At 55.5% G+C, this 15559-nt stretch carries 19 protein-coding genes and 1 other RNA gene; 6 read left to right on the forward strand and 14 right to left on the reverse strand.

What is annotated here, in order from left to right:
* The first annotated feature begins 25 nt into the window (after positions 1 to 25).
* The 3 genes from garR to rnpB all read left to right on the forward strand — a co-directional run bounded on the left by garR (position 26) and on the right by rnpB (position 2541).
* The gene (gene garR, locus DTA24_RS03245; protein ID WP_012540492.1) at positions 26 to 916 is read left to right on the forward strand and encodes a 2-hydroxy-3-oxopropionate reductase; all 891 of its coding nucleotides are present in this window, start codon (positions 26 to 28) and stop codon (positions 914 to 916) included.
* 64 nt (positions 917 to 980) lie between these two features.
* Entirely contained in the window at positions 981 to 2126 is a 1146-nt protein-coding gene (gene garK, locus DTA24_RS03250; RefSeq protein WP_032741020.1) for a glycerate 2-kinase, read from the forward strand.
* Between the two features lie 32 nt (positions 2127 to 2158).
* Positions 2159 to 2541: RNase P RNA component class A (gene rnpB / locus DTA24_RS03255), an RNA gene on the forward strand.
* A gap of 461 nt (positions 2542 to 3002) precedes the next feature.
* Here the strand turns inward: rnpB and DTA24_RS03260 are convergent.
* Positions 3003 to 3467, reverse strand: coding sequence for an OB-fold putative lipoprotein (locus tag DTA24_RS03260; protein WP_012540494.1), 465 nt, complete (start codon positions 3465 to 3467; stop codon positions 3003 to 3005).
* Positions 3468 to 3778: 311 nt separating this feature from the next.
* Here DTA24_RS03260 and DTA24_RS03265 point away from each other — a divergent pair, with 311 nt between their 5' ends.
* A complete protein-coding gene (locus tag DTA24_RS03265; protein ID WP_008806593.1) occupies positions 3779 to 4189 on the forward strand; it encodes a Spy/CpxP family protein refolding chaperone in 411 nt (136 codons plus the stop codon).
* Positions 4190 to 4262: 73 nt separating this feature from the next.
* Here the strand turns inward: DTA24_RS03265 and DTA24_RS27905 are convergent, their stop codons facing one another.
* Positions 4263 to 4430, reverse strand: coding sequence for a hypothetical protein (locus DTA24_RS27905; protein ID WP_008806592.1), 168 nt, complete (start codon positions 4428 to 4430; stop codon positions 4263 to 4265).
* Between the two features lie 24 nt (positions 4431 to 4454).
* Complete coding sequence (locus tag DTA24_RS03270) at positions 4455 to 5156, reverse strand: pirin family protein (RefSeq protein ID WP_008806591.1); 702 nt, start codon at positions 5154 to 5156, stop codon at positions 4455 to 4457.
* A gap of 104 nt (positions 5157 to 5260) precedes the next feature.
* Here DTA24_RS03270 and DTA24_RS03275 point away from each other — a divergent pair, with 104 nt between their 5' ends.
* On the forward strand, positions 5261 to 6157 hold the full coding sequence (locus DTA24_RS03275; protein WP_004144865.1) for a LysR family transcriptional regulator: 897 nt from the start codon (positions 5261 to 5263) through the stop codon (positions 6155 to 6157).
* 41 nt (positions 6158 to 6198) lie between these two features.
* On the opposite strand, the gene DTA24_RS03280 is transcribed toward DTA24_RS03275, so the two are convergent.
* The 11 genes from DTA24_RS03280 to DTA24_RS03330 form a co-directional block, all read right to left on the reverse strand.
* Entirely contained in the window at positions 6199 to 6567 is a 369-nt protein-coding gene (locus DTA24_RS03280; protein ID WP_008806590.1) for a DUF805 domain-containing protein, read from the reverse strand.
* Between the two features lie 126 nt (positions 6568 to 6693).
* Complete coding sequence (locus DTA24_RS03285) at positions 6694 to 7680, reverse strand: glutathione S-transferase family protein (RefSeq protein ID WP_016161864.1); 987 nt, start codon at positions 7678 to 7680, stop codon at positions 6694 to 6696.
* 74 nt (positions 7681 to 7754) lie between these two features.
* Entirely contained in the window at positions 7755 to 8147 is a 393-nt protein-coding gene (locus tag DTA24_RS03290; RefSeq protein ID WP_002917920.1) for a DoxX family protein, read from the reverse strand.
* A gap of 356 nt (positions 8148 to 8503) precedes the next feature.
* A complete protein-coding gene (locus tag DTA24_RS03295) occupies positions 8504 to 8800 on the reverse strand; it encodes a YqjK-like family protein (RefSeq protein ID WP_008806588.1) in 297 nt (98 codons plus the stop codon).
* A complete protein-coding gene (locus DTA24_RS03300) occupies positions 8797 to 9195 on the reverse strand; it encodes a phage holin family protein (RefSeq protein ID WP_008806587.1) in 399 nt (132 codons plus the stop codon). The genes DTA24_RS03295 and DTA24_RS03300 overlap by 4 nt, the downstream gene beginning before the upstream one ends.
* Before the next feature lie 2 nt (positions 9196 to 9197).
* Entirely contained in the window at positions 9198 to 9503 is a 306-nt protein-coding gene (locus tag DTA24_RS03305) for a DUF883 family protein (RefSeq protein WP_008806586.1), read from the reverse strand.
* Positions 9504 to 9548: 45 nt separating this feature from the next.
* Positions 9549 to 9917: a DUF1090 domain-containing protein gene (locus DTA24_RS03310; protein WP_008806585.1), complete on the reverse strand. Its 369-nt coding sequence runs from the start codon at positions 9915 to 9917 to the stop codon at positions 9549 to 9551.
* A gap of 149 nt (positions 9918 to 10066) precedes the next feature.
* Positions 10067 to 10444 carry an EnvZ/OmpR regulon moderator MzrA gene (gene mzrA / locus DTA24_RS03315; protein ID WP_162493301.1) on the reverse strand — a complete coding sequence of 126 codons (378 nt, stop codon included), beginning with the start codon at positions 10442 to 10444 and terminating at the stop codon, positions 10067 to 10069.
* Positions 10445 to 10452: 8 nt separating this feature from the next.
* Positions 10453 to 11115 (reverse strand): DedA family general envelope maintenance protein YqjA, encoded by a 663-nt coding sequence (yqjA, locus tag DTA24_RS03320; RefSeq protein ID WP_004206121.1) that lies wholly within the window; start codon positions 11113 to 11115, stop codon positions 10453 to 10455.
* A 341-nt stretch (positions 11116 to 11456) separates the two neighbouring features.
* A complete protein-coding gene (exuR, locus tag DTA24_RS03325) occupies positions 11457 to 12233 on the reverse strand; it encodes a transcriptional regulator ExuR (RefSeq protein WP_012967188.1) in 777 nt (258 codons plus the stop codon).
* Positions 12234 to 12360: 127 nt separating this feature from the next.
* The gene (locus tag DTA24_RS03330; protein WP_008806582.1) at positions 12361 to 13662 is read right to left on the reverse strand and encodes an MFS transporter; all 1302 of its coding nucleotides are present in this window, start codon (positions 13660 to 13662) and stop codon (positions 12361 to 12363) included.
* A 482-nt stretch (positions 13663 to 14144) separates the two neighbouring features.
* On the opposite strand from DTA24_RS03330, the gene uxaC reads away from it, so the two are divergent.
* Complete coding sequence (gene uxaC, locus DTA24_RS03335; RefSeq protein ID WP_022066321.1) at positions 14145 to 15557, forward strand: glucuronate isomerase; 1413 nt, start codon at positions 14145 to 14147, stop codon at positions 15555 to 15557.
* Positions 15558 to 15559 lie beyond the last annotated feature (2 nt).

Raw genomic sequence — 15559 nt, forward strand, 5'->3', positions numbered from 1 at the left:
CACCAGGATGAAGAGAGAGAACATTATGACAATCAAAGTGGGTTTTATCGGTCTTGGCATTATGGGCAAACCGATGAGCAAAAATTTGCTGAAAGCAGGTTATTCGCTGGTGGTGTCTGACCGTAACCCGGAAGCGATTGCCGACGTGATCGCCGCGGGTGCAGAGACCGCGACGACGCCGAAGGCGATTGCCGAACAGTGCGACGTCATTATCACCATGCTGCCAAACTCTCCGCATGTGAAAGAGGTGGCGCTGGGTGAAAACGGCATTATCGAAGGCGCAAAGCCGGGCACCGTGGTGATTGATATGAGCTCTATCGCGCCGCTGGCGAGTCGGGAAATCAGCGAAGCGCTGAAAGCCAAGGGTATTGATATGCTGGATGCGCCGGTGAGCGGTGGCGAACCAAAAGCCATCGACGGCACCCTGTCGGTGATGGTCGGCGGCGATAAGGCGATCTTTGATAAATACTACGATCTGATGAAAGCGATGGCGGGCTCCGTGGTGCATACCGGCGACATCGGCGCGGGCAACGTCACCAAACTGGCTAACCAGGTGATTGTCGCCCTGAACATCGCGGCGATGTCTGAAGCGCTGACTCTGGCAACCAAAGCTGGCGTCAATCCGGATCTGGTATATCAGGCGATCCGTGGCGGCCTGGCGGGCAGTACCGTGCTGGATGCCAAAGCGCCGATGGTGATGGATCGTAACTTCAAGCCGGGATTCCGTATCGACCTGCATATTAAAGATCTGGCGAACGCCCTGGATACGTCCCATGGCGTGGGCGCTCAGCTACCGCTGACGGCGGCGGTAATGGAGATGATGCAGGCGCTGCGTGCGGACGGTCTGGGCACCGCGGACCATAGCGCGCTGGCGTGCTATTACGAAAAACTGGCGAAAGTGGAAGTCACTCGCTAACAAGAAGGGCGCACCACGCGCCCTGTTATTCTTGCCTTGCGCGGCACTGTCAGGCTACAAACTTATGAAAATCGTCATTGCCCCAGACTCTTACAAAGAAAGCCTGTCTGCCGCCGAGGTAGCTCAGGCGATAGAAAAAGGATTCCGTGAAATTTTCCCCGACGCGCAGTATGTTTCCATGCCCGTCGCCGACGGCGGCGAGGGAACGGTGGAGGCGATGATTGCCGCGACGCAGGGAACGGAACATTCCGCATGGGTGACTGGCCCGCTGGGCGAGAAAGTGGAGGCCTGCTGGGGCATGTCCGGCGATGGCGTCACTGCGTTTATTGAGATGGCGGCGGCCAGCGGCCTGGGACTCGTTCCGCCCGAAAAACGCAACCCTCTCATCACCACTTCACGCGGTACCGGCGAGCTGATATTACAGGCGCTGGAACATGGCGCGAAACGGATCATTATCGGTATCGGCGGCAGTGCGACCAATGATGGTGGGGCGGGCATGATGCAGGCGCTAGGCGCCCGTCTTTGCGACGCCGAGGGGCAGGAGATCGGCCATGGCGGCGGTAGCCTGAGCCGTCTGAGCCGGATCGATCTTTCCGCCATCGATCCACGCTTACGTGACAGGATGATCCACGTGGCCTGCGACGTCACTAACCCGCTGGTGGGCGAGCGCGGCGCGTCGCGGATCTTTGGCCCGCAGAAAGGGGCGACCGAGGCGATGATCGTTGAGCTGGATCGTAATCTGGCGCACTTCGCCGACGTCATTAAGGCGTCGCTGCAGGTGGACGTTAAGCCGATCCCCGGGGCGGGGGCGGCCGGCGGCATGGGCGCGGCGCTGATGGCTTTTCTTAATGCGGAACTGCGTAGCGGGATTGAGATCGTTACCGAGGCGCTGAAGCTGGAAGAGCAGATCCATGACTGCTCGCTGGTGGTCACCGGAGAAGGGCGGATCGATAGCCAGTCTATTCACGGTAAGGTGCCGGTGGGGATAGCCCGGGTGGCGAAAAAATACCGTAAGCCGGTGATCGGTATTGCTGGCAGCCTGACCCACGACGTCGGCGTGGTTCATCATCACGGCATCGATGCGGTTTTCAGCGTGTTAACCACAGTTTCGACGCTGGAAGAGGCATTTCGCGGGGCGTTTGATAACATTTACCGCGCGTCGCGCAATATCGCCGCCACCCTGCAGGTTGGGATGACGACAGAAGGATGACAACGGGCGGTAAACCCTCTATACTGCGCGCCGAAGCTGACCAGACAGTCGCCGCTTCGTCGTCGTCCTCCTTCGGGGGGAGACGGGCGGAGGGGAGGAAAGTCCGGGCTCCATAGGGCAAGGTGCCAGGTAACGCCTGGGGGGTGTCACAGCCCACGACCAGTGCAACAGAGAGCAAACCGCCGATGGCCCGCGTAAGCGGGATCAGGTAAGGGTGAAAGGGTGCGGTAAGAGCGCACCGCGCGGCTGGTAACAGTCCGCGGCACGGTAAACTCCACCCGGAGCAAGGCCAAATAGGGGTTCATAAGGTACGGCCCGTACTGAACCCGGGTAGGCTGCTTGAGCCAGTGAGCGATTGCTGGCCTAGATGAATGACTGTCCACGACAGAACCCGGCTTATCGGTCAGTTTCACCTCTTTATGCAAAAACCCCGCTCCGGCGGGGTTTTTGCTATTCGAATACCGGAAGCAGGATGAATGACTGTCCACGACGCTATACCAGAAGAAGGCGGCTTATCGGTCAGTTTCACCTCTTTATGCAAAAACCCCGCTCCGGCGGGGTTTTTGCTATTCGAATACCGGAAGCAGGATGAATGACTGTCCACGACGCTATACCAAAAGAACGCGGCTTATCGGTCAGTTTCACCTCTTTATGTCAAAACCCCGCTCCGGCGGGGTTTTTGCTATTCGAATACCGAAAGCAGGATGAATGACTGTCCACGACGCTATACCAGAAGAACGCGGCTTATCGGTCAGTTTCACCTTTTACGCTAAAACCCTGCTCCGGCGGGGTTTTGACTATTCGGATAGCGGGAACAGGATGAATGACTGTCCACGACGCTATACCAAAAGAACGCGGCTTATCGGTCAGTTACCGTTATTTAACCACCTTAGGATTCTGTAGCGTCGGGATCGTGGAATCTTGCACCTGATGAACCTGGCCGACGATCGTGGCGACGCTGCCATTGCTTAACGCCTCAACGTCTGCGCTGTTATGTGAGCCAAAATTGAAGGTCAGACGTTTATCCGTTTTATTCTGTTCGTCTCGCATGGTCACGGTAAAATAGTAGCTGCCGGCGATACCGCTCATTCGGCGAATGTCGACAATCACGCCGCGCACCTTGACCCATTTGCCCAGATAATCGCTGCTGGCCTTCGCCGGGTTGAGGGTAAACGGCTGCAGGAACTGGGCGACTGAATACGTCTGCATCGAAGCGACGGCGTCATCTCCCGGTTGAAATAATTTGTCTCCCGCGGAATAAAAGGCTTTAGACGCCAGGCCGCAGCCGCTTAACAGCGAGATGACAAAAACCAGCGGTAATACGCGAGTGCGTAATAACATAACTATCTCCTTATATATTTTAAAAATGATATCCCTGCTTTTATGTATGACATCTTTCTCGCTAATTAAATAAAGCAACCGTGGCTACTGTCAATTAATTTCCGTGATAAGCGCTAAAGTCATTTTATATAAACGTGGTATTTTTCATATGAATTCATTTGGTGAGAACATTTGAATTTCTTATGTATTGAATGGTTTGTGATCAGGTGCACGATGTGAATAATCTTTAGGTATTATTTTTTACATTTATTCACTACCAACTGTAAAATAATAAACCGCTATTTCAGACACTTTCACTTCAGGATAAAACAATGAAATTAATGACCCGTATTGCGTTTGCAGCCCTTCTGACTACCGGTTTCTCTCTGTCTGCGCAAGCCGCGGACGTGCAGGCGGCGCCAGCGCCGGCGCAGGACCCTATTGTCCAGCACTTAAAACTCACCAGCGATCAGGTTGCGAAAATTAAAAGCCTGCATCAGCAACTGGAAAATAATGTTCAACAGATTTCGCAGCAAGACATTAAAGATGGCGCCCTGATTAACGTGATTGATTCCGGAAAATGGGATGAAAAGGCGGTCAAGGATCAGCTGGCTGCCTTCAGTAAGATCGATCAGCAGGTGCGTTATTACCGCGTGAAGTATTATTTCGATGTGAATCAGGTCCTGACGCCGGAGCAGCGTACCCAGGTGAAAAAAGATCTTGCCGACGCGCTGAGCGAATAATGCCATCGGCCCCTTTCGGGGCCGATATTATCTTCAGGCTATAAACGAAAATCGAATCATTGATATTGCCTTTTCAGGCGAGACTTTCTTCATCCCGCAGACGAATCTCCGCTTCGACAACAATGGCTTCCAGTTCGCTCAGCATCTCATCATAACCAAAGCTGACGACGCCGGCGGTTTCCGGCTGCGTCGGGGCTGATGGCGTCGGGGACGCCTTTTTTCTGTTTTTCTTTTTACTCACTGACAGACTCCATCCCTTCCGTTGTTACACCGGTAAATCTATCAGCAAAGCGCGCAGCGGCGTATCGGCGACGAGGGTAATGTTAGCTTCGTCACGAATAAATGCGCCGTCACCACAGGTGAGAGCCTGTTTTTGTTGTTCCTGCGCGACGGCATGGACGGTGCCGTGGATTGACTGCAGGTAAGCGCGTGGGCCATGTAGCTGCACGCTAATCTGCTCTCCTTTCTCCAGTGCGATATGGTAGACCCAGGCCTGCTGGCGAAGCTGGAGACTGCCGTTCTCTCCCTCCGGCGAGGCCAGCAGCTGCAGCGGTGCGCTCACCACTTCGGTTTTCTGCTGTAGCGGGTTTTCCCGCTGCGGGCAAGCGTCGAGCCACAGCTGCATTCGCGTTAACGACTGCTCTTTGCTCAGATTATGCTCGCTATAGCTCACGCCAGGCTGGGTGGCGATAAGCAGCGCTTCACCGGCTTTGGCCTGCACGTGGTTGCCGTCGCTGTCGCGATATTCTGCTTCGCCTTCCAGAATCAGGTTCAGGATATCGACTTTTGGGTACGTCCTGGCCTGGAAGGAAGCGCCGGGCGCCAGCACTTCCTGGTTGAGGACGCGCAAGGACGCGAAGCCCAGTAATTTCGGGTCGAAGTAGTGGCCAAAGGAGAAGGTGTAGCGGGCCTGCAGCCAGCCGAAGTCTGCTTGTCCGCATTGTTTGGCTGTTCGGGTAGTAATCATGTTCTTGACCTCTCTTTACACTAAATCAATGGTAAAGGTATGGACGCTGTATTGTTAGCCAGATATTCTGCCCGGTATGTTCAAATTTCCTGAATGAGAAAGCGATGGCCAAAGAGAGAGCATTAACGCTGGAAGCGTTGCGCGTGATGGATGCGATCGACCGTCGTGGGAGCTTTGCTGCCGCGGCTGATGAGCTGGGACGCGTGCCTTCCGCCCTGAGCTATACCATGCAAAAACTGGAAGAGGAGCTGGACGTGGTGCTGTTTGACCGCTCAGGTCATCGCACGAAGTTCACCAACGTTGGACGGATGCTCCTGGAACGCGGGCGCGTGCTGCTCGAAGCGGCGGATAAACTCACCACCGATGCGGAAGCGTTGTCGCGCGGTTGGGAAACCCACCTGACAATCGTCACCGAAGCGCTGGTGCCCACCCCGGATCTGTTTCCGCTAATTGAAAAACTGGCGACCAAATCTAATACGCAGTTGTCGATTATCACCGAGGTGCTGGCCGGCGCCTGGGAGCGGCTGGAGCAGGGGCGGGCGGATATTGTTGTCGCGCCGGATATGCATTTTCGTTCCTCCTCGGAGATTAACTCGCGCAAACTCTATTCGGTGCTCAGTGTGTACGTCGCGGCGCCGGATCACCCGATCCACCAGGAGCCGGAACCGCTCTCGGAAGTGACCCGCGTGAAATACCGCGGCGTCGCAGTAGCGGATACCGCACGCGAGCGGCCCGTCCTTACCGTTCAGCTGCTGGATAAACAGCCGCGCTTAACGGTGAGCACCATTGAAGATAAGCGCCAGGCCCTGTTGGCCGGGCTAGGCGTGGCGACCATGCCCTATCCGCTGGTGGAGAAGGATATTGCCGAAGGACGCTTGCGGGTTGTCAGCCCGGAATACACCAATGAAATTGACATAATCATGGCCTGGCGACGGGACAGTATGGGCGAAGCGAAGTCCTGGTGTCTGCGTGAGATCCCCAAGCTCTTTGCTGGTAGATAGTGATGAAGACGCTCCTCCCGTTAACGGGAGGAGCGGGAAGATTAATAGGAGAAGGGTTTCGGATCGGGTCCGAAGCGATTGTTGCCTTCGGTGCCGCGCTGGCAGTTAAAGATCAGGATCACCAGCCAGCCGATGACCGGGATCAACAGCAGCAGCAGCCACCAGGCTGAGCGGTCGGTGTCATGCAGACGCCGAAACTGCACCGCCCACCACGGTAAAAAGACCAGTACGCCATAGATGGTCGTCAGAATGCCTTCGCCGCCCGCCCGCTGCCAGCCCAGCATTTTATCGATGATGCTCAATACGCCGGTCAGGATGAGGTTGACCAGAATAAACATCCAGTACTCTTTGCGCCGCGCACGGCCGCCAAATCCTATATAGTTTTTTAATGCCTTGAGATACCAGTCCATTTCTACGCCTCAATTAACCGTCAATCACTTGTTTTTTAAGCGATCGCAATAAGAATAGACGTGAATGAATGGTGGGTAAATATCTGTTTTCTGAATTATTGGGCGCCATCACTGGCGCCCGAAAGATCAACGGAAGCGCTGATCGCGACCGTGGGGTTCGTTGAGATCCTGTTGCGGTCCAATGGAGATAATGCCGGTTGGATTAATGGTTTTATGGCTGCGGTAATAGTGGTGGCGGATATGCGGAATACTCACCGTCTCCGCGATGCCGGGCATCTGGTAGATATCGCGCAGAAAACCGTACAGGTTGAGATAATCGCTAATGCGCCGTTTGTCGCATTTAAAATGCGTCACATATACCGGGTCGAACCGTACCAGCGTCGTCCACAGGCGAATATCGGCTTCCGTCAGCTGATTTCCCGTCAGGTAACGATGCTGACCGAGGATCTGCTCCAGCCGCTCCAGTGAAGTAAAGACCGCCCCGACCGCTTCGTCGTAAGCCTGCTGGCTGGTGGCAAAGCCGGCCTTATACACGCCGTTGTTGACGTTGTCGTAGATCCAGCCGTTCAGTTCATCGATTTTTTCCCGCAGCGCCGGCGGATAGTAATCCCCGGCTCTGGCGCCCAGACCATCGAAGGCGGTATTAAACATGCGGATGATTTCTGCCGACTCATTGCTGACGATGGTCTGCTGTTTTTTGTCCCACAAGACAGGGACCGTGACGCGACCGGTATAGTGCGGGTCAGCCTGCAGATAGAGCTGATAGAGGAACTGATGATGATAGAGCTGGTCGCCGGTAGCACCAGGGAAATCATCGGCGAAGGTCCAGCCGTTTTCCAGCATCAGCGGATTGACCACGGAGACGGATATAAAGGGTTCCAGTCCTTTCAGCTTGCGCAGAATTAACGTGCGGTGCGCCCACGGGCAGGCCAGAGAAACATACAGATGATAACGGTCTTTTTCCGCGGCAAAGCCACCTTCGCCCGCAGGCCCCGGCGCGCCATCGGCCGTGAGCCAGTTACGGAAGGCCGAAACGGAACGCTTGAATCGTCCTCCGGTGGATTTGGTGTCATACCAGGTATCTTGCCAGACGCCGTCGACTAATTGTCCCATTACTTCCTCCTGCAGATAGCAAAAGCGAGGAGATATCCCCTCGCTTTTATTAGATTTTACTCAGTATAGTGCGCTTACCACTTTTTATTCAGTACGCGGTCGATGCTGAATGCGCCCGGTCCGGTAATGGCCAGCAGCAGATAACCGCCAGCAATGGTCAGGTTTTTCATGAACATCAGCGAGTTCACGCCTTCCGCAAAGTTGCTGTGGAACAGGAACGCGGTCAGCAGCGTAAAGCCTGCGGTGAACAACGCGGTGGTACGGGTCAGGAAACCGAACAGAATCGCCAGACCGCCGCCGAATTCAAGGAGAATGGTCAGCGGCAGCAGTGCTCCCGGCACGCCCATGGCTTCCATATACTGCTGGGTTCCGGCGTAACCAGTGATTTTGCCCCATCCAGCAGTGATAAACAGAATCGGCATCAGAATACGCGCTACCAGTACACCAACATCTTCTAATTTTTTCATTTCTTACTCCAGAAAACCCAAAGGGCGGCAGTTTTGTTTTTTAGCGCAATCCCGCGTGGTTACACGGTGTTGCTGTCGATGGAGAGGATAGTAACGAGGCGGAGAGGGAATTGTTAGCAAGGAAAACTGTAGATCTTCTTCAAAGTTTCTGAGCAATAAGTGCGGTGAGGAGAAATTTTCTGGCGACGAGGGGAACTACCCGTCCCGATATCGGGTGGCTGAGCGGAATGAATTGAGATCTGAGGGGGGCTAACCGCGGGTTGCGGCGAAGGCCCCGTCTGCCGCGAACGGCGTATTGTATCGGACGGGGAAATGGCAGAGCGGGGCGCCGGGATAAGCGCCCGCGCTCCGGGCTGCTAGTGTGTTGACGACTGGCGCAGGATCCCGCGGACCATCCGCCAGGTGCTCCACAGTCCGAGACCGCGTTTGGTCCAGCGCATCAAAAAGTGCGGGTGTCGTATGGACCAGACGGCCATCAAACCGCTGCCAACCATCAGCCACGAACGTAAACTCAGCAGCGTATGCCAGCCGCGATCGAGGGGCGCTGTCGCCTCCAGCCAGTGGCGACGACAGGCGCTAAGCTCCAGTCGTTGCTGCTGGATCTGGCGCAGCAGCAGCGCCTTTTGCCGTTCACGCTCCTGTCGGCCATTCACGGTTTATCGTCCTCCAGAAGGGCACGGTCGTTCTCCAGCTCTTTACGCGTCAGGCGCAGCAGCGTGGAGCGGCGCGCCTTACGTAGGGTAAGGATACCCACGATCGCGGCGGCGAGGAGCAGAACGACGGTGGTGGCGATCATGACGTGCAGGCGGTACTGGGCGTCAACGGCCCAGATAACCAGCACCAGCAGACTCATGAGGCCAAACGCGGCAAACAGCAGCGTCAGTCCGGTCATGATCAGCAGCTGGAAGAGGTTGGCTTTCTCCTCCTCCAGCTCCACGACGACCAGGCGCAGCCGTGTTTCCACCATTTCGGCCAGCAGCGTGACGATACGCTGGCCAATGGAGAACACGCGCTGGCCTGGCCCCTGCGTATGTTGAGTATTCGCCATAATCAGCGACGCGACAGCAGGACACCCAGCACCAGCCCGACGGCGGCACCAATCCCGACTCCTGTCCACGGATTTTCGCGAACATAATCATCCGCCCGCGCGGCGGTCTCGCGCGTTTGACGCAAAATCGCATCGCTGGTTTCACCCAGGCGGGCACGACTCTCTTTTAGCGCGCTCTCTGCTTTACTACGCAGTTTACCAATCTCTTCTTTCGACTTGTCCGCTGAGGAATTCAGAACTTCCTCCAGGGTATCCGCCAGCGTTTTCAGTTCTGCACGAAGGTCGTCAGTCACATTCTCTTTAGCCATGTCGTTCTCCTGTAGCGTGGTCCGTGTTGCGAAAGTTAACTGTTATTAGTAGTCCCGAGACTCCAGCGTTTTTAACTCCTGTTGCGCTTCATTGAGTTTATGCTGGCGTTTGTTGATTTTGTCCGCATCGCCTTTCTTCCGGGCTTCCTGCAGATCGCGCTGACGTTCAGCGATCTCTTCCCGCTGTTTGGCAATTTTTTGCTGATGATCGGCTTTGAGTTTACTGTCGCTGCAGTTTTCCCGTACCTGACGTAGCGCGGTATTTAGCCCATCAATGCGACTTTGATTATGATGCTTTTCGGCATAGCTGATCTCCCGTTGAATATCCTGCTCTTTTTCCTGGCAGGGAGAGGCTGCTATGGCGCTGGCGCTAAGTGAAGTCAGGGCCAGAAGCAGAGCGATGCGGTGTTTCATGGATAGTACCTTCCATTGTCTGAGGGTATACCCGGAGGATATACCCGTTCCCGATGGTGAACGGGAATGCGTTGATTCCCGCAGGTTTAAGCATAGTAACAAATGCAGGAAACCACCAGACTGCGTAAAAAACGCAGTAAGGCGGTAGTTTACCCGAGCCGGTGAGGCGCGTCGCGCAGACGGGATAACCAGGCGGTGGCCGAGTTATCGTCCTCCAGCAGGGCAATAATATAACCATGTGGCAGAGCGCGACCGAGAACCTCTTTCGCCGCCGCGCCCTGGGCGGTGGAGTCGAACTTAATCAGCAGGCCATCTTTTTGCGGCGTAATGCTCTTAAAGCGGATACCGTTGGCGTCGAGATGATGCCAGACGGAGAAGCCGTCCGGCATGCTGACGCCCTGGCCAACCGGACGGATCGCCAGCGTGGCCTCCTGCTGCTGCACTGCCAGCCAGAGCCAGAACAGCGCGCAGAGCACAAGAGAGCCACCCAGCAGCCAGCTCAGCTGGCGCAGGGAGGGGCGTTTAATGACCATCATTAGCCCCGGCTTCTGTATTTTTTCTTCCACAGCACCACCAGCGAGCCGATCAGTCCGAAGACCAGCAGCGCGACCGGAAGGAGCATCAGGCAGGACATCAGCTGATCTTCATACTTGAGGAATACCGGGGTTTTGCCCAGCAGATAGCCCAGCGAGGTCAGGATGAGCACCCACAGCAGGCCGCTCATCCAGTTAAAGAACTGAAAGCGAGCGTTATTGAGGCCTGAAAGGCCGGCAATCGTCGGCAACAGCGTACGCACGAAGGCGATAAAGCGGCCGATCAGCAGCGCGGAGAGCCCATGCTTATGAAACAGGTGATGCGCGCGTTGATGATAGTGAGAGGGCAGATGCGACAGCCAGTTTTGCACGATCCGCGTATTGCCCAGCCAGCGCCCCTGAATGTAGCTCAGCCAGCAGCCGAGGCTGGCGGCGGCGGTAAGCAGCAGCAAGGTTTCCGGAAAGCCCATCGCCCCTTTGGCGATCAGCACGCCCACGAGCACAAGCAGACTATCCCCCGGTAAAAACGCGGCAGGCAGTAACCCGTTCTCAAGGAACAAAATCATAAACAAGACAAAATACAGCATGCCAATCATGGAGGGATTCGCGAGCGTTTCGTAATCCTGAGCCCACAAGGCATTCAATAACTGGGTTAAAAGTTCCATTCACGATTCCTGGTACATCGGTTAACGGCACGTCTGAGCGCGTGGCATGTTGGGCGACAAGATTTTTATGAGATTTTGGTCGCTGCTTAGGCGCTCTGAACGCTTCCCTGTATAAGACTGAAGTAAGTAAACACTTACCCCCAGAACGGCAAAATGCATCTAATTGTAACAAATCAGCTGACTTTACGTCAGAGAAATTGCAAGGTGTTGCTCGTTGATTTTGCTGATTGCGGCGGTGGGAGGCGAGAGGATTTACACAGGCTGACACTATATATGTTTTACTTACTCCAGCCGGCCTGGGGGGCAGGCGCGCAGGGGCCGCGCGCCGTCAGGATAAGCGCTTATTTCGCGCTGTTGGCCGCCGTATCGAGATGAACTACCGGATTATCGGCAAATAAGTAGCGATCGGCATTAAATTCAAAGTCATCGCTGGTTTCGTTAAACAGCATTTGCTTGGTATTTTCCAGATGCTGCCACATCGCCAGCTTGGCGGCGTTGGGATCTTTACGCAGCAGGGCTTTCAGGATCTGATCGTGATCGTCGCACCAGTTATCGACCGTGCGCAGGTCGATATGCTCATGCAGCTTTTTCCAGTACGGGTTATGCACGCGCTGGGTCCACATTTTTTCCACGATCGCCGCCAGCGCACTGTTCTGCGTGGCCAGCGCCACCTGGACGTGGAACTGGAGATCCCACTCGGAGTCGCGGAAACACTTCTCGTTGCGCGCTTTCTCCTGAATCTCCATCAGCTTCATGATGTCCTGTTTGGTCACCTGAGTCGCCGCGAATTCAGCAATATTGCTTTCAATTAGCTGCCGCGCCTGCAGGAGTTCAAAAGGGCCATAGTTGGCGAATTCAAGGCTTTCATCGGCCACCTGCTGGTACTTGGGATGGTTGGAGATGACATGAATACCCGACCCTTTGCGGACTTCGACATACCCTTCCACTTCCAGCATGATAATGGCTTCACGAACCACGGTGCGGCTGACGTTTTTTTCATCGGCGATAAAGCGCTCGGCGGGCAGCTTATCCCCTACAAGGTAGACACCTTGTTCGATGCGCGTCTTCAGCTCAGCGGCAAGCTGCTGATACAGACGGCGTGGTTCAATGATTTCCATATTCGCTCCCGCAAGATGGCGACAATATTCGATTTGTTATACCACTTTTACACGCTTTCCACCACTGGCAGGCATGAAAAAGCCGCCTGAGAAGGCGGCTCGATAAGCGGTCATATCAGCACATGATCTAACTCTGCGTGGCGGGTTTGCGGCTGCTAAGCGGCGTCGAGTCATCGTCAGCCGGTTTGTTTTTCAGCACCGTCCAGATAACCAACGCGCCCAGCAGGTCAAAGACGGCCAGTACCGCAAACAGCGGGCTGAAGCCGATGGTGTCTGCCAGCGCGCCGACAACCAGGGCGAACATGGTGCTCGCCAGCCAGGCGGCCATCCCGGTCAGACCGTTGGCGGTAGCGACTTCGTTACGGCCAAAGACGTCGGAAGAGAGGGTGATCAGCGCCCCGGACAGCGCCTGGTGAGCGAACCCGCCGATGCACAGCAGGGCAATCGCCACGTACGGGCTGGTGAACAGGCCGATCATCCCCGGGCCAATCATCAGCAGGGCGCCCATGGTGACCACCATTTTACGCGACACGATCAGGTTGACGCCAAACCAGCGCTGGAACAGCGGCGGCAGGTAACCGCCCACGATGCAGCCGAGGTCGGCGAACAGCATCGGCATCCAGGCGAACATCGCGATCTCTTTCAGGTTAAAGCCGTAAACCTTAAACATGAACAGCGGGATCCAGGCGTTAAAGGTCCCCCAGGCCGGCTCGGCGAGGAAGCGCGGCAGGGCGATACCCCAGAACTGACGGTTGCGCAGGATCTGCCACGGCGACATTTTTTTTGCGTTATTGGTCTGATGCTGAGACTCCTGACCGCCAATGATGTAGTCGCGTTCTTCGTCAGATAATTTTTTCTGGTCGCGCGGGTGTTTGTAGAAGATAAGCCAGGCGATGGCCCAGGCGAAGCTCAATACCCCGGAGATGATGAACGCCATCTGCCAGCTGTGCATGACAATCGCCCACACCACCAACGGCGGCGCGATCATGGCGCCAATAGAGGAACCGACGTTGAAGTAGCCCACCGCGATAGAGCGCTCTTTTGCCGGGAACCATTCAGAACTGGCTTTCAGCCCGGCAGGGATCATCGCGGCTTCCGCTGCGCCGACTGCGCCGCGAGCCAGCGCCAGGCCGCCCCAGCTGCCTGCCAGCGCGGTTGAGCCGCAGAATATCGCCCAGGCGATAGCAAAGAAGGCATAGCCGATTTTGGTCCCGAGAATATCGAGGACGTAACCCGCGACAGGCTGCATGACGGTGTAGGCAGCGGAATAGGCTGCAATGATATAGGAGTACTGTTGAGTCGAGATGTGTAACTCTTCCATCAGCGTCGGCGCGGCCGCCGCCACGGTGTTACGGGTCAGGTAGCCCAGCACGGTGCCTAGCGTCACCAGCGCAATCATGTACCAACGTAACCCTTTAATTTTACGCATGTAAACCTCATCGTCTGTTATCTTTCCGCATCAGGTGCGGCCTTTCCTGACGGCAATACGCGGTCGGGAAAGCGAAACGGAGGGTTCAGGAGGGGGGATCCCCCTCTGGCCCGAACCTTACCATCAGTTGTTATGTTGAAAGTCGGTGTCCATTCCGTATAAGCCGATGTCATAAACACCGGTAATGCATTCCGTCGGTTTATATGTTGCGACGGCAGAAAGATAACTTGTCATACAACTTTAAAAGTTGAGTGCTGTCACAAAAGTGGGAAAGTTAGTGTGGTCTTTAGCCCTTACCGGGAAAGCCAGAGATGGCGCGCCCTGCCGGGGTGTTTTCCAATGAGGCGGTCGTTTTTTTATCGACGTTTATTGATCTAACTCACGAAAAACAGCTCGGTCTGTAGAAATTGGTGTGATAACTTTGTCAGCATTGTAGTCAATCATCTGAAAGGCTCCCGCTACGGAGCGAAGAGGACACGCGAATGACACCGTTTATGACTGAAGATTTTCTACTCGATACCGAATTTGCTCGCCGTCTGTACCACGATTACGCCAAAGATCAGCCGATTTTCGACTACCATTGCCACCTTCCGCCGCAGCAGGTTGCCGAAAACTATCGCTTCAAAAATCTGTATGACATCTGGCTGAAAGGCGATCACTACAAATGGCGCGCAATGCGCACTAACGGCGTACCGGAGCGTCTGTGTACCGGTGATGCGTCCGATCGCGAGAAATTTGACGCCTGGGCGGCAACGGTGCCGCACACTATTGGCAACCCGTTATACCACTGGACCCATTTAGAGCTGCGTCGCCCTTTTGGTATTACAGGTAAGCTGTTGTCTCCATCCACCGCCGATGAGATCTGGGACCAGTGCAATGATTTACTGGCTCAGGACGCCTTCTCCGCCCGCGGGATCATGAAGCAGATGAATGTGAAGATGGTCGGTACCACCGACGATCCGATTGATTCTCTCGAGCACCATGCGGTTGTCGCCAAAGATACCTCCTTTGATATCAAAGTGCTGCCGAGCTGGCGCCCGGATAAAGCATTCAACATTGAACAGGCGACCTTTAATGACTACATGGCGAGGCTGGGTGAGGTGTCCGATACCGATATTCGCCGTTTTGCGGACCTGCAAAGCGCTCTGACCAAACGTCTGGACCACTTTGCCGCACACGGCTGCAAGGTCTCCGACCACGCGCTGGACGTGGTGCTGTTTGCGGAAGCGACCGACGCCGAGCTGGACGCCATTCTGGCGCGCCGTCTGGCTGGCGAGCCCCTCAGCGAACACGAAGTGGCGCAGTTCAAAACCGCGGTGCTGGTGTTCCTCGGCGCAGAATATGCCCGTCGCGGTTGGGTACAGCAGTACCATATCGGTGCGCTGCGTAACAACAACCTGCGTCAGTTCAAACTGTTAGGCCCGGATGTGGGCTTCGATTCGATCAACGATCGCCCGATGGCGGAAGAGCTGTCTAAGCTGCTGAGCAAGCAGAACGAAGAAAACCTGCTGCCGAAAACCATTCTCTACTGCCTGAACCCGCGCGATAACGAAGTGCTGGGCACCATGATCGGTAACTTCCAGGGTGAAGGCATGCCAGGCAAGATGCAGTTCGGCTCCGGCTGGTGGTTCAACGATCAGAAAGACGGCATGGAGCGGCAGATGACCCAGCTGGCGCAGCTCGGCCTGCTGAGCCGCTTCGTCGGGATGCTGACCGACAGCCGCAGCTTCCTCTCCTACACGCGCCACGAATACTTCCGCCGCATTCTGTGCCAGATGATCGGCCGCTGGGTGGCTGCCGGCGAAGCGCCTGCGGATATCGCGCTGCTGGGCGAGATGGTGAAAAACATTTGCTTTAACAATGCGCGTGACTATTTCGCCATTGAACTGAACTAAGG

Origin of the sequence: Klebsiella sp. P1CD1, assembly GCF_003790505.1 — a bacterium.
In the GTDB taxonomy this organism is placed as follows: Bacteria; Pseudomonadota; Gammaproteobacteria; order Enterobacterales; family Enterobacteriaceae; genus Klebsiella; species Klebsiella variicola.

Excerpts from the sequence above, each read along its gene's own strand:
- garR (WP_012540492.1), top strand. The coding sequence starts at position 26 with ATGACAATCAAAGTGGGTTTTATCGGTCTTGGCATTATGGGCAAACCG.
- garK (WP_032741020.1), top strand. The coding sequence starts at position 981 with ATGAAAATCGTCATTGCCCCAGACTCTTACAAAGAAAGCCTGTCTGCC.
- DTA24_RS03260 (WP_012540494.1), bottom strand. The coding sequence starts at position 3,467 with ATGTTATTACGCACTCGCGTATTACCGCTGGTTTTTGTCATCTCGCTG.
- DTA24_RS03265 (WP_008806593.1), top strand. The coding sequence starts at position 3,779 with ATGAAATTAATGACCCGTATTGCGTTTGCAGCCCTTCTGACTACCGGT.
- DTA24_RS03270 (WP_008806591.1), bottom strand. The coding sequence starts at position 5,156 with ATGATTACTACCCGAACAGCCAAACAATGCGGACAAGCAGACTTCGGC.
- DTA24_RS03275 (WP_004144865.1), top strand. The coding sequence starts at position 5,261 with ATGGCCAAAGAGAGAGCATTAACGCTGGAAGCGTTGCGCGTGATGGAT.
- DTA24_RS03280 (WP_008806590.1), bottom strand. The coding sequence starts at position 6,567 with ATGGACTGGTATCTCAAGGCATTAAAAAACTATATAGGATTTGGCGGC.
- DTA24_RS03285 (WP_016161864.1), bottom strand. The coding sequence starts at position 7,680 with ATGGGACAATTAGTCGACGGCGTCTGGCAAGATACCTGGTATGACACC.
- DTA24_RS03290 (WP_002917920.1), bottom strand. The coding sequence starts at position 8,147 with ATGAAAAAATTAGAAGATGTTGGTGTACTGGTAGCGCGTATTCTGATG.
- DTA24_RS03300 (WP_008806587.1), bottom strand. The coding sequence starts at position 9,195 with ATGGCGAATACTCAACATACGCAGGGGCCAGGCCAGCGCGTGTTCTCC.
- DTA24_RS03305 (WP_008806586.1), bottom strand. The coding sequence starts at position 9,503 with ATGGCTAAAGAGAATGTGACTGACGACCTTCGTGCAGAACTGAAAACG.
- DTA24_RS03310 (WP_008806585.1), bottom strand. The coding sequence starts at position 9,917 with ATGAAACACCGCATCGCTCTGCTTCTGGCCCTGACTTCACTTAGCGCC.
- yqjA (WP_004206121.1), bottom strand. The coding sequence starts at position 11,115 with ATGGAACTTTTAACCCAGTTATTGAATGCCTTGTGGGCTCAGGATTAC.
- exuR (WP_012967188.1), bottom strand. The coding sequence starts at position 12,233 with ATGGAAATCATTGAACCACGCCGTCTGTATCAGCAGCTTGCCGCTGAG.
- DTA24_RS03330 (WP_008806582.1), bottom strand. The coding sequence starts at position 13,662 with ATGCGTAAAATTAAAGGGTTACGTTGGTACATGATTGCGCTGGTGACG.
- uxaC (WP_022066321.1), top strand. The coding sequence starts at position 14,145 with ATGACACCGTTTATGACTGAAGATTTTCTACTCGATACCGAATTTGCT.